This window comes from Novosphingobium resinovorum (assembly GCF_036352595.1).
Classification (GTDB): Bacteria; Pseudomonadota; Alphaproteobacteria; order Sphingomonadales; family Sphingomonadaceae; genus Novosphingobium; species Novosphingobium resinovorum_B.
The window spans coordinates 22,281-36,656 of the sequence record NZ_JAZFAX010000039.1 but is presented as its reverse complement, the minus strand read 5'-3'; the positions used below and the strand labels follow the sequence as shown (position 1 = coordinate 36,656).

The window sequence follows — 14,376 nt, the reverse complement described above, 5'->3', positions numbered from 1 at the left end:
CGGCGCTGGCGGCCTTCGAGGCTTTCCCGAAGCTGCAACTGATCGCCTCGACCGCGCGGCATGTCGTGAACTCCGGCCATCACCGTATCGCCGCACGTCTCGACGCGCGGGACGGGGCGCACCAGACGAGCGAGGTGGACGTCACCGGCATCGTCGATCGCATCGGCACCGGCGACGCCTTCGCGGCGGGCGTGCTGCACAAGTGGCTTGAGGGCGCGGACCTCGTCGCCACCGCGCAGGCGGGACTGGCCTATACCGTGCTCAAGCACACGGTGCCGGGGGACATGTGCCTCGTTGGACCGGGCGAGCTTGAGGCGTTCTCGGCTTCGGGCGGGGACGTGCGGCGATAAGAATTCATCATCCCGGCGCATGCCGGGACCGTGGGCAAGTCTTTAGGCGATAGCTTCCGGCGGGGCCCCGGCGCAACGTTGCTTCTAAAGACAGCCCACGGTCCCGGCATGCGCCGGGATGACGATGGGAGGAGAGCATCATGACCGATCTTTCGCGCCGTATCCTTGTGAAAACGGCGGCAGTGCTCGCCGCCGCACCGCTCCCATCTTTTGCCCGTAGCACCAAGACCCCGCGCATCGGCCGCTACACCGCCACCCCGGAAAGCGGTGTCCATGCCTTCAGGGGCATCCGCTACGGCCGCGCCGAGCGCTTTGCCCGCGCCGTCCCCGAGCCGCTCGAAGGGCCGGCGATCATCGCCGCGAAGTTCGGCCCTGTCTGCCCGCAGCGCGCCATGGCGGGCGAGGCACAGTCCGAGGACTGCCTGTTCCTCAACGTCTGGACGCCCGAGGCGGACCCGCGCGCGAAGCGGGCGGTCATGGTCTATTTCCACGGCGGCGCCTACACGACCGGTTCGGTCACCGATCCGCTGACGCACGGTGCGGCGCTCGCCGCCGAGGGCGACGTCGTGGTCGTCACCGTCAATCACCGTCTTAACGCACTGGGCTATGCCTGGCTTAAACCCTTTGGCGGGCGCTATGCGGACAGCGGGAATCTCGGCCAGCTCGACCTGATCCTCGCGCTGCAATGGGTGCGCGATCACATCGCCGCATTCGGCGGCGACCCGGCGCGCGTCATGGTGTTCGGCCAGTCGGGCGGGGGCGCCAAGATCGCCACGCTCATGGCGATGCCCGCCGCGAAGGGCCTGTTCCATTCCGCCGCGACGATGAGCGGGCAGCAGGTGCAGGCCAGCGGCCCGGCCCATGCCTGGGCGCGCACGCAAGCGTTCATGGCGGCGCTGAAGCTCGCCCCCGGCGATGTCGAGGGCCTGCGGACTATGGCGGTCGAGCGGTTGGTCGAGGGTCTTGCCGCCACCGATCCCATCATGGGCGGCGGGGTCTACTTCGGCCCGGTGCTCGACATGACCAACCTGCCGCGGCATCCGTTCTGGCCCGATGCCGCGCCGCAGTCGCTGGGCGTGCCGATGATCCTTGGCAACGTGCGCGAGGAGACGCGGGCGTTCCTCGATCCGCGCGGAGAGAAATTGCGGGGGCTGTCGTGGGACAATCTCGCCGCGCGCATCCTGCCCGAGATCAAGATCGACCTCGATCCCGTCTGGGTGGTCGACCAGTACCGCGCCCATGAGCCCGGCTGGACGCCCGAGCAGGTCTATTACGCGGCCACCACGGCGGGACGCTCGTGGCCGGGGCAGGTGATCGAGGCGGATGCGCGCGCGGCGGCGGGGGCGGGGGCCACATGGGTGTACCAGCTGGACCGGCCGTCGCCGATCGATCCGCTGCGCGGCGCGGCGCATACCGACGACATTCCCTATGTCTTCGGCACGCTCGGCGCGCCGGGCAGCTTCTCCGGGACGGACGAAGGCGCGCGCAGGCTGAGCGGGGCGATGATGCAGGCGTTCACCGGTCTGGCGAAGACCGGCCGACCGGGGCTGGCCGAGTGGGCGCCCTATCGCCTGCCGCAGCGCGCGACGATGGTGCTGGGCGACAGTGTGCGCCTGGAGAACGACCCGCGCCGCTGGCAGCGCGAACTCTGGGCCACGGCGCCTTACTTCCAGCCGGGGACGTGAGCGTCATCGCGGCGGATTGGGATAGGCGATCACCAGCGAAAGCGGTGCCTCGCCGCGCTGCCGGATGCCGACCACGGCGCCGTCGTAGAGGTATGCCGTCATCCCCGGCGTGAGCTTCGCGCGCCTGCCGTCCGATACGACTTCGCCTTCTCCGGAGAGCACGTAGTAGACCTCGTCGTGTGCGATCGGGTGCTCGCCGATCGCGGCGCCCTTGTGGAGGACGCGGCGGCGGAATTCCATCGTGCGCGGGGCGGGGGCGGCATCGGAGATGCGATAGGCGGTGCTCATGCCGATCGCGCCGTGGGGCGGTGCTTCCTCACGCACCGTGTCACGCTCGTCAATGACCGCCATCGGCGGGGCCGGGGCCGCATCGGCGCGCGTCGTCGTCATCGCAAGTATCAGAAAAGAAAAAACAAATCCTGCGTCGATCCGGCGATTTTCCACGATCAATCTCCCTTGAGCAGAGGTTCTTGACACGGAGACCTCACTGCGTCACATATCGATGACACCGGTTACCCCAGATCGCAAGGATGATCTTCGGAACCGGTGGGGCGACTTTGGAGGTCGTCCGAGAAGCTCTGCGAGCAGGGCGGGAGTAGAGGTGCCGGAGCAGCGCGCTATAGCCACGCTTCCTTCTGACACCGGTATCATTTTGGCCCGATGGGGTCGTGAGGGGATGTTGTCATGCGTCAGCATGTTACCGGAATTTCGCTTTTGAGGGCTGCGCTGCTTGCGGGCGGCGCGCTTGTGGCAGGGGGCGTCTCGTCCGCCGCGACGGCGCAGGATGCGGCCGGGCCCGCACAGGCTGCCGACAGCGTGGCCGACGATACGGCCAGCGCCAACGACATCATCGTCACCGGCTATCGCCAGTCGCTGCAGGCCGCGCTCAACGTGAAGCGCGAATCGGTCTCGGCGGTCGATGCGGTCGTGGCCGAGGACATGGCCAAGTTCCCCGACCAGAACCTGGCCGAATCGCTGCAGCGCATCCCCGGCATCTCGATCCAGAAGGACGGCGGCGAAGGCCGCGCGATCACCGTGCGCGGCCTCAGCGCGCAGTTCACCCGCGTGCGCGTCAACGGACTGGAGGCGATCGCCACCAGCTCGGACGGCGCCTCGGCCAACCGCGACCGCTCGTTCGACTTCAACGTCTTCGCCTCCGAACTGTTCAGCAGCCTGGTGGTCCACAAGACCGCCGAGGCCAGCCTCGACGAAGGCTCGCTGGGCGCGGTGGTGGACCTCAACACCGGCAACCCTCTGGCGGGCAAGACCGGCCTGAGCGCCGTTCTCAACGTGCAGGGTTCGTACAACGACCTGTCGAAGAACGTCGGCCCGCGCATCGCCGGGCTGCTGTCGTGGAAGAACGATGCCGGCACGCTGGGCGTCAACTTCTCGGCCGCCTATTCGCACACCGACACGATCGAGAGCGGCAACAACACCGTGCGCTGGTCGCAGGCCTACTTCAATTCGGTGGACGGCAACCCGTGCTTCTACTCGAACGTCGCCGCGACCGGCGGCAGCCCGGTCAACTCGGGCGGCGGCTATCGTCCCTCCGAGGCCTGCGACGCCGCGGCGCTCTCGTTCCACCCGCGCATCCCGCGCTACGGCGTGGTCGAGCATGACCGCAAGCGCCTGGGTCTGACCGGATCGGTCCAGTTCGAGCCGACCGACAGCACCAAGATCTCGCTCGACGGGCTGTTCTCCTCGTTCAAGGAGAACCGTTCCGAGCAGTGGCTCGAAGTGCTCGCCCGGTCGAACGAGCGCAGCTTCGACGTCGTCAACCCGACGTACGACAGCAACGGCAACATGGTCAGCGCCACGCTGGACAACGCCTACGTGCGCACCGAAAGCTACCTGCGCAAGTCCGAGACCAAGTTCTACCAGATCGGCGCGACCTGGGACCAGGACGTCACCGACACCTTCCGCTTCACCGTGCTGGGCGGCATGTCGCAGTCCAAGAACGACATCCCGGTCGAGACGACCATCGCCTACGACAGCAAGGGCGCGGACGGCTTCAGCTTCGACTATTCGAACATGAAGTCGCCGGTGCTCAACTACGGCATCGACGTGACCGACCCGGCGAACTTCCAGCTCGCCGAAATCCGCGACCGTCCTTCCTACGTGAAGAACCGCTTCAAGACCGCGCAGCTGCGCACCGAGTGGGATCTGACCGATGGCTTCACGGTCAAGGCCGGCGCGATGTGGCGGCGCTACAATTTCAACACGCAGCTGTGGACCCGCGACACCGTCGCCTGTTCGACCAACGGCCAGCCCGACCTGATCCTCGGGACAACGACCTGTTCGGCGACCACTTACGGCCTGCCGGTGACCTCGGCGATCTCGCAGATCGTGAACCTCGGCGACGCCGGCCAGCCTTCGGGCACGACCTCCTCGTTCCTGGCGGGCGACATCGGCGCGGCGGCGGACTACACCAACCTCTACGGCCGCACCGCCGTGGAAGACCTGGGCTCCAACCGCGCGGTTCAGGAGACCACCTCGGGCGGATACGTGCAGTTCGACGTCAAGGGCCAGATCTTCGGGCTCGACTACGCGGGCAACGCCGGCATGCGCTATGCCCACACCGCGCAGAAGTCGACCGGCTACACCGCCGGGATCGCCGCCACCGTCAAGCGCGACTACGACGACTGGCTGCCCTCGTTCAACCTGGCGCTCTATCCCGACAAGGACGTGGTGGTGCGCGGCGCGATCGCCAAGGTCATCACCCGCCCCTCGCTGGGCAACCTGAACCCGGGCGGTTCGGTCGACGGGTTCAATTACAAGGTGACTTACGGAAACCCGTTCCTCGAGCCCTACCGCGCGACCAACTTCGACCTTTCGATCGAATGGTACTTCGCCCCGCAGGCGCTGTTCTCGGTGGCGGGCTTCATCAAGAAGATCGACAGCTTCCCGGTCTCGGGCACGTATGAGGCGACGCTGCCGCAGCTCGGGCTCGACCGCTCGGTGCTGACCCCCAGCTCGCCGGCCTACATCAACTACGATCCGAACCAGCTCTACACCGTGTCCTCGCAGGTCAACGGTCAGGGCGCGACGCTCAAGGGTGTGGAAGTGGCGCTGCAGCTGCCCTTCACCTTCCTGCCGGGCATCCTGGGCAAGACCGGGTTCCAGGGCAACGCGACCTTCATCAAGAGCCACGCCGAATACCAGCAGACCGGCCCGGCGGTCTCCGCCTGCACCCGCAATGCGACGACCGGCGCCTGCCAGCTGGTCGGCGTCTCGGCGATCTACGATTCGACGCTCTACGGCGTGTCGAAGAAGGCCTGGAACGCGACGCTGTACTACGACGACGGCAAGTTCTCGATCCGCGGCTCGGTCAGCTATCGCGGGCCCTTCGTGGACCAGGGCAGCGGCACCGGCAACGTGTTCGAGGGCTATGGTTCCTACACCAGCGTCGATGCAGCGATCCGCTACAAGGCGACCGAGTGGCTGGAGCTGTCGATCGACGGCAACAACCTGACCGACGCCTACCGCTACCGCTGGACCGACGTATCGGCGCAGCGCAACTACGAGTACAACCATTATGGCCGCACGGTCCTGTTCGGAGCGCGAGCCAAGATCTGATTTCCTCCCCCTGACGCGTGGTCCGTGGCTATATGGCTGCGGGCCACGCTCTTTTGTCTTCATGGGAGCCTCATCTTGGATTTCGACCGCAGGACTCTGATCGCTGGATCGCTCACCGCCGCTGGTGTCGCCGCCGGCCTCGCCTCGTCCGCCCGTGGGCAGACAGCGCCCCCGCAGGCATCGAAGGCACTCCCTCCCGGCCTGCCGCAGCCCACCGAGACCATCGACCTGTGGCCCAAGGGCCCGCCGGCCACGCTGCGGGTGCCGATCGCCGAAGTGGTGGACGAGCGCTCCACCGACGCGCTCGTCACCGATCGCGCCGTCCACGGCGTCACCCGGCCGCGCATGGTGGTGTTCCGTCCCGACCGCCCCAACGGTGCGGCGGTAATGATTACGCCGGGGGGCGGCTATACCCGCATCGTCGTCGACAAGGAGGGCTACGAGATCGCCCGCTGGCTGACCGCGCGCGGCTTCACCGCCTTCGTGCTGTTCTATCGCCTGCCGGGCGAGGGCTGGTCGAGCGGTCCCGATACCCCGCTCGCCGACGCGCAGCGGGCGGTGCGCCTGATCCGCCACCGCGCCAGGGACTTCGCCATCGATCCCGAGCGGGTCGCGGCGATGGGATTTTCTGCCGGTGGGCACCTCTGCGCGGACCTTGGCGCGCGCTTCGCTGCGAAAGTCTACGATCCTGCGGACGAGGCGGACACGCTTTCCGCAAAGCCGTTCTGCGCCGCGCCGATCTATCCGGTGGTCAGCATGGACCCCGCCATTGCCCATTCCGGATCGCGCGATCTTCTGCTCGGCCCCTCGCCGAGCGCCGCGCTCGAAGCCGCGCATTCGCCGGACCGGGTGGTGCCAGCCGACGCCCCGCCGCACTTCCTCGTCCATGCCGAGGACGACGACGTGGTGCCGGTGGAGAACACCACGCGCCTCCATGCCGCGCTGCGGGCGCGCCGGATCCCGGTCGAGGCGCATTACTTCGCCAACGGCGGCCACGGCTTCGGCCTGCGCCGCGCGATCGGCAAGCCGGTCGAAGCCTGGCCCGAGATGTGGCGGGCCTGGGCGGGGACAGTGGGTTTCGCCTGAGTTGCGGTTGAGTTTTGGGGGCCATGCCATAGAAGCGGAAAGCATGGACCCCACCCCGGCACGCGTGAAAGACGGCGATCCCACCATCGAGGACGTGGCCGCCGCCGCCGGGGTTTCGATCCGCACCGTGTCGCGCGTGCTCAACAAGTCCCCCAAGGTCAACGCAGAGACGCGTGCGCGGATCGAGGCGGCGATCGCCGTGCTCAATTTCCGGCCGAGCGCGCGGGCGCGGGCGCTGGCGATGCGCCGCTCGTTCCTGATCGGGCTGATCCACAACGATCGCAACGCGCTGGTGCTCGATTCCATCCAGCGGGGCGTCGTCGATGCCACCGCGCCGCGCGGCTACGAAGTCATCGTCCATCCGACCCCGCTGGAGGCCGGAGCGGCGATCCGCGACGTGCTCGGCTTCGTCGAGCGTTCGCGGGTGGACGGCCTGGTGATCCTGCCGCCCGTCTCGGGCATAGCGGGGCTGGCGGAGGCGCTGGCGGAAGCGCAAGTGCCGGTGGCGGCGCTGTCCTCGGTGCCGATCGCGGGCTTTGCCGACGTCATCGTCAGCGAGGAGCGCGCGGCGGGGGCGCAAGTGGCACGCCACCTGCTAGACCTCGGCCACCGGCGGCTGGGGATCGTCAACGGACCCGCCGACACCGCTTCCGCCACGGAGCGGCGCGCCGGCTTTATCGAGGAGGCCGCGCGGGCCGGGGCTAGCGTCGCCGAAGCGCCGGGCGACTACGACTTCGCGGCCGGCGTGGCGGGGGCGGAACTGCTGTTGTCGCGGGTCGACCGGCCAACCGGGATCTTCGCGGCCAACGACATCATGGCCGCCGGCGTCCTCAAGGTGGCGGCGGCGCGCGGTATCGCGGTGCCGGGCGACCTGTCGGTGGTCGGATTTGACGGCAGCCTGGTGACGCGGATGCTGAGCCCCGCCCTGACCTCGGTGCTGCGCCCCTTCGGCGAGATGGCCGGGGCGGCGGCCGAGCGCCTGATGGCGAGGATCGAGGGCCGCCAGATGCCGGGCCCGGTCGCACTCGACTTGCGCGTGGTGGTGGCGGAATCGACGGGACCGGTGGCGGCATGGGCTTCGACAAGCTCAGCCTGAGCGGGATTTAAAGACATTCTCTCAGATCCGCTCAGGCTGAGCTTGTCGAAGCCCATGCCGCCCATGCTGCCTGTCTACGCCGCCACGCCCTTCAGACGTCCCGCTTCCAGCGCCGCCAGCCCGGCTTCCACCGCGCTCGTGAACCGCGCATCCGAACCGAGTTCGCCGAACACCTCGCGCATCGTCAGCACATGGCGCCAGTCGCCCGCGCGTGCCAGCAAGGGCGCGGCGAGCGGGTCGGTGATCGTCCGTCCTTCGTTTGCGGCGCCGGCAAGGAAGCGCAGCCATGCCGCGATGGGCAGCGCCAGCCGCTCCACGCTGCGCCCGGCCGCCAGCGCCTCGCGCACGGTGTCGAGCAGGCGGTAGGGCAGCTTCTGCGAGCCGTCCCAGGCGATCTGTGCCAGCAGGTGCCGGATCGCGGGATTGCGGAAGCGCGCCAGAACGTCCGAGATGTAGCGATCGAGGTCCAGCCCCGGCGGCGGCGTGATCGAAGGTGCGATGTCCTCGCGCATCAGGCGTTCGGCGAACCGGGCAAGCTCGCCGTCGGCCATGGCGTCTGCCACCGTCTCCAGCCCGCGCCCGAGGCCGATGTAGGCCAGCGAGGAATGCGCGCCGTTGAGCAGGCGCAGCTTGGCCTTCTCGAACGGGCGAACCTCGCTTGCGAAAGTCACGCCCGCAAGGTCGAGTGCGGGACGCTCACCTGCAAAGCGGTCCTCGATCACCCATTGCGTGAAGCGCTCGCGCTGGATCGGCCAGGCGTCTTCCAGCCCGGTCGCGGCGGCGATGCGCGCGCGCAGGGCGTCGTCGGTGGCAGGAGTGATCGAGTCCACCATCGCATTGGGGAACGCGACGTTGTCGGCGATCCAGCGCGCGGTGTCGGGGTCGATCGCCTCGGCCAGCGCGAGGGTCGCGGCCCCCAGCTTGCGGCCGTTGTCGGTGAGGTTGTCGCAGCACAGCACCGTCACGCCGGGCAGCCCGGCAAGGCGGCGTGCCTGCAGCCCGCGTACCAGCCAGCCGGTGAACGAGCCCGGCGTCCAGTCCGCAGAGCGCGCGGCTTCGAGGTCCGCTGCAATGGCCGGATTGGCGAAGTCCAGCGTACCGTCGGCGCCGAGGCAGTAGCCCTTCTCGGTCACGGTGGAACTGACGATGCGCGTATCGGCATGGACCAGCGCGCCGAGGATCGCGGCCGGATCGTCCCTGGTCAGCACTCTGCCGATCGCGCCGATGACGCGATAGTCGATCTCGGCATCGAGCAGCGCCAGCGTATAGAGCCCACCTTGCGGGTTCAGCGCATCGGCCACCCCGCGCGAATTGAGGCTCACGCCGGTCAGGCCCCAGCGGCTGTCCTGCGCCAGCAGCGTGTCAAAGGCCGCCGCCTGATGCGCGCGGTGGAACGCGCCAGGGCCGAAGTGGACGACGCCCGGCTTTACCGCCGAACGATCGTACTGCGGCTGGGCCACGCCTGCGGGCAGGGCGGAAAGGGTGGCGTCCGAAAGGCGGGTCATGCCGGTTCCACCTCGCGCGCGGGAGCTTCCAGGCCATAGGCCTTGCGGACCAGACCCACGGTCAGTTCGTGCGCCAGTTCGGCCGCTTCCCAGTCCTCCATGCGATGCTCGGCGACGAGGCGGGCAAGGAAGCCGCAGTCGATCCGCCGGGCGACGTCGTGGCGCGCCGGGATCGAGAGGAAGGCGCGGGTGTCGTCGTTGAAGCCCACGGTATTGTAGAAGCCCGCCGTCTCGGTGGTCATCTCGCGGAAGCGGCGCATGCCTTCGGGGCTGTCGTGGAACCACCATGCCGGGCCCAGCTTCAGGCACGGATAATGCCCCGCCAGCGGCGCCAGCTCGCGCGCATAGGTCGTCTCGTCGAGGGTGAAGAGGATGACCGTCAGCGCCGGCTCGTTGCCGAACAGGTCGAGCATCGGGCGCAGCGCCTCGACATATTCGGTGGCGCGCGGAATGTCGGCGCCCTTGTCGCGGCCGTGGCTGGCGAACAGCTGTGCGTTGTGGTTGCGCGTGGAGCCGGGGTGGATCTGCATGGTCATGCCGTCCTCCAGGCTCATGCGCGCCATTTCGGTGAGCATCTGCGCGCGGAAAAGCTCGGCTTCATCAGCGTCCGCTTTCCCGCCCATGACCTTGGCGAACAGTGCCTCGCACTCCGTCGTGGAGAGGTTGGCGGTGCGCGCGGTGAGGAAGCCGTGGTCGGTCGCCGTCGCGCCCATCGCGCGGAAGTCGGCGCGGCGCTTGCGGTGCGCGGCGAGGTATCCGGTCCACGTCTCGACGTTCTCGCCGGAAAGGTCGGCGAAGCGCACGATGTCGCGCGCGAAGCTGTCGTGTTCGGGGTCGATCACCGAGTCGGGACGGTAGGTGGTGACGACCTTGCCCTGCCAGCCCGAGGCCTGGATGGCCTTGTGGTGCTTGAGATCGTCGCCGGCGCCTTCGGTGGTGGCGAGCAGTTCGATGTTGAACCGCTCGAACAGCGCGCGCGGGCGGAAGGCGGGGGAGGCGAGCGCCTCGCCGATGGTGTCGAAGTAGTGGTCGGCGGTGCTGGCATCGAGCGCCACGTCGATGCCGAAGACCTCGCCGAACACGTGCGGCAACCACATGCTCGACGGGGTGCCACGGAACAGCTTCCAGTTCGCCGCGAATGTCCGCCATGCCTCGCGCGGATCGGTGGCGGAGACCGCGCTGCCCCGGCGCGGAACCCCGACCGAATCGAGGTTCACGCCCTGCGAATAGAGCATGCGGAACAGGTAGTGGTCGGGTGCCAGCAGCAGCTCGGTCGCGTTGGTCCACGGCGCATCGGTGGCGAACCACTCGGGGTCGGTGTGGCCGTGGGGGCTGACGATCGGCAGCTCCGCGACTTCGGCGTAGAGTTCGCGGGCGATCGCGCGCGTCGCCGGGTCGGCGGGCAGCAGCCGGTCGGGGTGGAGCGAGAGCTTGGGCATCCTTGGGGCCTTCTCGAAAAGGGTACGTTTGCGCTCCGATTACCGAGTTGTGCCAGCGCTGGCAATCCTTCTCGCGCTGGTGTATCGGCAGGGCATGGTCGACACACTCAGCAAGCCCGTAACCGTCATGCGCATCGCGCCCGAGGACCACGTCGCCGTGGCGCTGGAGCCGCTGGAGGCGGGGATCGACGTGGTGGTGGACGGACAGGTCGTGCGCCTGCGCGATGCGATCCCGGCGGGGCACAAGTTCGCCGTCGCCGCCGTCACGGCGGGCGATCCGGTGCGCCGCTATCGCGCGCCGATCGGCCTCGCCACGCGCGACATCGCGGTGGGCGAGCATGTCCACGTCCACAATGTTCGCACCGCGCTGTCGGGCGAGAAAGCCTATGCCTTTGCCGGGGCGCGGGCCGAAGCCGGGCCCGAGGGTTCGGCGCGCACCTTCCGGGGCTACGTGCGGCCCGACGGCAGCGTCGGCACGCGCAACGAGCTATGGATTCTCCCCACGGTCGGCTGCGTCGGGCGGCTGGGCGAGCGGCTGGCGGCCAAGGGCAACCTGATGGCCGGAGAGGGCGTCGACGGCGTCCATGCCTTCAACCACCCGTTCGGCTGCTCGCAGCTTGGCGCGGACCTCGACGGTACGGCGGCGGTGATCGCCTCGCTGGCGCTCAATCCCAACGCGGGCGGGGTGCTGCTGCTGGGCCTCGGCTGCGAATCGAATCAGCTGGAGGAACTTCTCAAGCGCATTCCCGAGGACCGGCGGGACCGCCTGCGCGTGCTGCGCGCCCAGTCCGAGAACGACGAATTCGCGGCCGGAGAGGCGCTGATCGGCGAACTGCTGGGCCTGATGGCGGGGGACCGGCGCGAGGACGTTCCGCTGTCGAAGCTGCGCCTCGGCGTGAAGTGCGGCGGGTCGGACGCGATGAGCGGGCTGACCGCCAATCCGCTGATCGGGCTGATGGCCGATGCCGTCACCGATGCTGGCGGGGCGGCGATCCTGACCGAGATCCCCGAGATATTCGGTGCCGAAAACCTGCTGCTGGAGCGCGCCACCAGCGAGGCGGTGTTCGACAAGCTCTCGGCGCTGGTGAACGGCTTCAAGCGCTACTTCATCGAGAACGGCGAACCGGTCTCGGAGAACCCCAGCCCTGGCAACATCGCCGGCGGCATCACCACGCTGGAGGAGAAGTCGCTGGGCGCGGTGCAGAAGGGCGGGCTCGCCCCGGTGTGCGATGTCATCGGCTATGGCGAGCGGATTGCGACGACTGGCCTGACGGTGTTGGAGGCGCCGGGCAACGATGCCGTCTCTACCACCGCGCTGGCGGCGGCGGGGGCGACGATCACGCTGTTCTCGACCGGACGGGGCACGCCGCTGGGCAGCCCGGTGCCGACGATGAAGATCGCCTCGAACCATTCACTGGCCGAGCGCAAGGCCAACTGGATCGACTTCGACGCCGCGCTGGTGCTGGAAAAGGGCATGGCCGGGGCGGCCGACCTGCTGCTCGACCGGATCGTCGCCATCGCCAGCGGCGAGCCTGCGCGCAACGAGGCGAACGACGAGCGCGCGATCGGGATCTGGAAGCGCGGGGTTACTCTGTAGCGGGCGTCACCCGGCCCGCCTTATTCCACGACGAGGAAATACTCCGCCGCGCGGCTGCCGGCGTTGCGCACTTCGATCACGTAGCGCTGGGTGAACAGCGGGATCCAGCGGCAGGCGCGGCGGGCGTCGGCGGTGGAGCAGACCGGCCGGCGTTCCGCATCGAGCACCTGCAGCGTCACCGGCGTGTCCCCCGGCGTCGAGAGCGCGATGCTGGCCTTCTTGCCCGAGAGGAACACCTGTTCGAAGCTGTCGCTGCTGCCCGGCTGGGCCTTGCCGGTGCGATAGCCGGGCCCCAGCGGGCTGCCGCGCAGCGGGGCCAGTGCCTCCGGCCCTCCTTGCGGGACGAGAGCGCGCCAGGCCGGTACCGGATCGTCGCCCTTCCAGCCGTCGAGCGGGCGCGCCCCGGCACGCGCGATCACGCCGAGCGCACGCGCAAGCCCTTCGTTGTCGGAGCGGCCCTGCGCGCTCTGGGCGGAGGCGAGGGCGAGGGCCACGCGCTCTCCCATTTCCGGCGTCTCATCCTGCGCCTGAGGCTGCGCGGCGAGCGGGCTGGCGGCAAGGGCCAGGGCTGCCAGGATCGGGGATGTGCGCGGTAGTGGGTTCATCGTCTGAACTCCGGAGCAACGGTGAAGCAGGCGCCGCCATCGCCGGGCGCCAGTGAAATCTCAAGGTGGTGCCGTTCGGCGATCGCGCGGCACAATGCAAGCCCGAGGCCCGCCCCCTGCGTGCCGAGAGAATCGCTGCCACGGGCGAATTTCTCGAAAATGCCTTCGCGCTGGCTGGCGGGAATGCCGGGGCCGTCGTCGCTGACGATCAGTACCGGTCCCTTGCGCAGCGTGAGCCGGACCGTACCACCGGGCGGCACGAACTTGAAGGCATTGTCGAGCAGGTTGGTGATGAGCCGCGTCAGCGACATCTCCTCGCCGTCGATGACGACGCCGTCCTCGATGTCGAGCACGAAAGTATGGCCCGATTCCTCGGCGCTGTCGGCGTAGAGTTCGCCCAGCCGGGATGCCATCGTGCTCAGGTCCACCGGGGCGAGGCCGTGGCGGTCGCCGCGCCGGGCCTCGCTGGCGGCGATGTCGAGCAGCGATTCGAGCATGCGGATGATCCCCCGGATCTCGGTGCGGGCATCGGCGATGCGCGCGGCGGTCTCGGCGTCGGGCGTCGCGGCGAGGGCCTTTACCAGCCGGTTGTCGAGGTGCATCAGCGGGGTGCGCATCTCATGCGCGACATGGTCGGTGGTCTCGCGGTGCGCGGCGGCGAGGCGCTTGAGCCGGGCCAGCGCATTGCCCGAGTGCGCCGTGAGTTCGTCGATCTCGTCGCGCCCGGCCGAACCGCGCGCCAGTTCCTCCAGCGCGGCGTCGTCGGGCTGGCGGAAGGCGGCGTTGATGCGCTCGAGCCGGCCGGCGAGGCGATGCGCGGCGGTCCAGCCGCCCAGCGCCACCGCCAGCATCGCCAGCACGCCCCCGGTCAGGAACACCAGCGCCACCTGCCGCAGCAGCATCGACAGGTCGCGGTACTCGTGCGCCACCAGCAGCTTGAGGTTGGGGCCCAGCTGCGTCGCGCGGGCGAAGGCGCGGTTGCCGCCCTCGATGCGGATGTCGGCGGCTTCCGAGATGCCGGCGTGCAGGCCGGGCCAGACGGTGAGGTCGCCGGCGATGCGCGTCCCTTGCGCATCGGCCAGCAGATAGTGCGCCGGGTCGCCGTTGCGTGGCTGCAGCGCCAGGCGGTCCTTGATGCGCTTGGCCAGTTCGTTCTCGTCGCCGCTGGCGTAGATATCGACCATGCCGGCCAGATCGACGTCCACCGCGCGCTCCAGCGCCTGGCGGTTGGAGCGCTCGATGGTGGCATTGGTCAGCAGCCACAGCCCGAAGGTGATGGTGGCGGCAGTGGCGATCGCCCACAGCACGATCTGCGCGAAAATCGAATGGCGTATGAACACCAGGCCGCTCATCTTTCGAAGATCCGCCGCAGGCGGATCTTGCGGCGCCGGTCCGCACCCCCACCCGGCCTCCCATGACAGTTTACCATGTTGGGAG

Annotated in this window: 11 protein-coding genes; 6 read left to right on the top strand and 5 right to left on the bottom strand. The window is 69.0% G+C overall.

Annotation, left to right across the window (positions count from 1 at the left end; translation table 11 throughout):
• A partial coding sequence (locus V2S85_RS23455; protein WP_330705220.1) for a PfkB family carbohydrate kinase occupies nt 1-350 on the top strand: 350 nt, incomplete at its 5' end.
• A gap of 140 nt (nt 351-490) precedes the next feature.
• Nucleotides 491-2,035 (top strand): carboxylesterase/lipase family protein, encoded by a 1,545-nt coding sequence (locus V2S85_RS23450; RefSeq protein ID WP_330705219.1) that lies wholly within the window; start codon nt 491-493, stop codon nt 2,033-2,035.
• A gap of 3 nt (nt 2,036-2,038) precedes the next feature.
• Here the strand turns inward: V2S85_RS23450 and V2S85_RS23445 are convergent, their stop codons facing one another.
• Nucleotides 2,039-2,425, bottom strand: coding sequence for a cupin domain-containing protein (locus V2S85_RS23445; RefSeq protein ID WP_330705218.1), 387 nt, complete (start codon nt 2,423-2,425; stop codon nt 2,039-2,041).
• Between the two features lie 294 nt (nt 2,426-2,719).
• On the opposite strand from V2S85_RS23445, the gene V2S85_RS23440 reads away from it, so the two are divergent.
• From V2S85_RS23440 to V2S85_RS23430, 3 genes are all read left to right on the top strand, one after another.
• Nucleotides 2,720-5,611, top strand: a complete 2,892-nt coding sequence (locus V2S85_RS23440) for a TonB-dependent receptor (protein WP_330705217.1) — start codon at nt 2,720-2,722, stop codon at nt 5,609-5,611.
• 75 nt (nt 5,612-5,686) lie between these two features.
• On the top strand, nt 5,687-6,697 hold the full coding sequence (locus tag V2S85_RS23435; protein WP_330705216.1) for an alpha/beta hydrolase: 1,011 nt from the start codon (nt 5,687-5,689) through the stop codon (nt 6,695-6,697).
• A 43-nt stretch (nt 6,698-6,740) separates the two neighbouring features.
• Entirely contained in the window at nt 6,741-7,793 is a 1,053-nt protein-coding gene (locus tag V2S85_RS23430) for a LacI family DNA-binding transcriptional regulator (protein WP_330705215.1), read from the top strand.
• A 74-nt stretch (nt 7,794-7,867) separates the two neighbouring features.
• On the opposite strand, the gene V2S85_RS23425 is transcribed toward V2S85_RS23430, so the two are convergent.
• Nucleotides 7,868-9,298: a mannitol dehydrogenase family protein gene (locus V2S85_RS23425; protein ID WP_330705214.1), complete on the bottom strand. Its 1,431-nt coding sequence runs from the start codon at nt 9,296-9,298 to the stop codon at nt 7,868-7,870.
• Nucleotides 9,295-10,737 (bottom strand): glucuronate isomerase, encoded by a 1,443-nt coding sequence (gene uxaC, locus V2S85_RS23420; RefSeq protein WP_330705213.1) that lies wholly within the window; start codon nt 10,735-10,737, stop codon nt 9,295-9,297. Before uxaC ends, V2S85_RS23425 begins: the two co-directional genes overlap by 4 nt.
• Nucleotides 10,738-10,831: 94 nt before the next feature.
• On the opposite strand from uxaC, the gene V2S85_RS23415 reads away from it, so the two are divergent.
• Nucleotides 10,832-12,334, top strand: a complete 1,503-nt coding sequence (locus V2S85_RS23415) for an altronate dehydratase family protein (RefSeq protein WP_330705212.1) — start codon at nt 10,832-10,834, stop codon at nt 12,332-12,334.
• Nucleotides 12,335-12,354: 20 nt separating this feature from the next.
• Here V2S85_RS23415 and V2S85_RS23410 read toward each other — a convergent pair whose 3' ends face one another.
• A complete protein-coding gene (locus V2S85_RS23410; protein WP_330705211.1) occupies nt 12,355-12,939 on the bottom strand; it encodes a hypothetical protein in 585 nt (194 codons plus the stop codon).
• The gene (locus V2S85_RS23405; RefSeq protein ID WP_330705210.1) at nt 12,936-14,291 is read right to left on the bottom strand and encodes a HAMP domain-containing sensor histidine kinase; all 1,356 of its coding nucleotides are present in this window, start codon (nt 14,289-14,291) and stop codon (nt 12,936-12,938) included. Before V2S85_RS23405 ends, V2S85_RS23410 begins: the two co-directional genes overlap by 4 nt.
• Nucleotides 14,292-14,376: the final 85 nt, after the last annotated feature.

What these genes read in the sequence shown, in the direction of transcription:
- V2S85_RS23405 (WP_330705210.1), bottom strand. Translation starts at nt 14,291, where the DNA reads ATGAGCGGCCTGGTGTTCATACGCCATTCGATTTTCGCGCAGATCGTG.
- uxaC (WP_330705213.1), bottom strand. Translation starts at nt 10,737, where the DNA reads ATGCCCAAGCTCTCGCTCCACCCCGACCGGCTGCTGCCCGCCGACCCG.
- V2S85_RS23415 (WP_330705212.1), top strand. Translation starts at nt 10,832, where the DNA reads ATGGTCGACACACTCAGCAAGCCCGTAACCGTCATGCGCATCGCGCCC.
- V2S85_RS23430 (WP_330705215.1), top strand. Translation starts at nt 6,741, where the DNA reads ATGGACCCCACCCCGGCACGCGTGAAAGACGGCGATCCCACCATCGAG.
- V2S85_RS23445 (WP_330705218.1), bottom strand. Translation starts at nt 2,425, where the DNA reads ATGACGACGACGCGCGCCGATGCGGCCCCGGCCCCGCCGATGGCGGTC.
- V2S85_RS23440 (WP_330705217.1), top strand. Translation starts at nt 2,720, where the DNA reads ATGCGTCAGCATGTTACCGGAATTTCGCTTTTGAGGGCTGCGCTGCTT.
- V2S85_RS23425 (WP_330705214.1), bottom strand. Translation starts at nt 9,298, where the DNA reads ATGACCCGCCTTTCGGACGCCACCCTTTCCGCCCTGCCCGCAGGCGTG.
- V2S85_RS23450 (WP_330705219.1), top strand. Translation starts at nt 491, where the DNA reads ATGACCGATCTTTCGCGCCGTATCCTTGTGAAAACGGCGGCAGTGCTC.
- V2S85_RS23410 (WP_330705211.1), bottom strand. Translation starts at nt 12,939, where the DNA reads ATGAACCCACTACCGCGCACATCCCCGATCCTGGCAGCCCTGGCCCTT.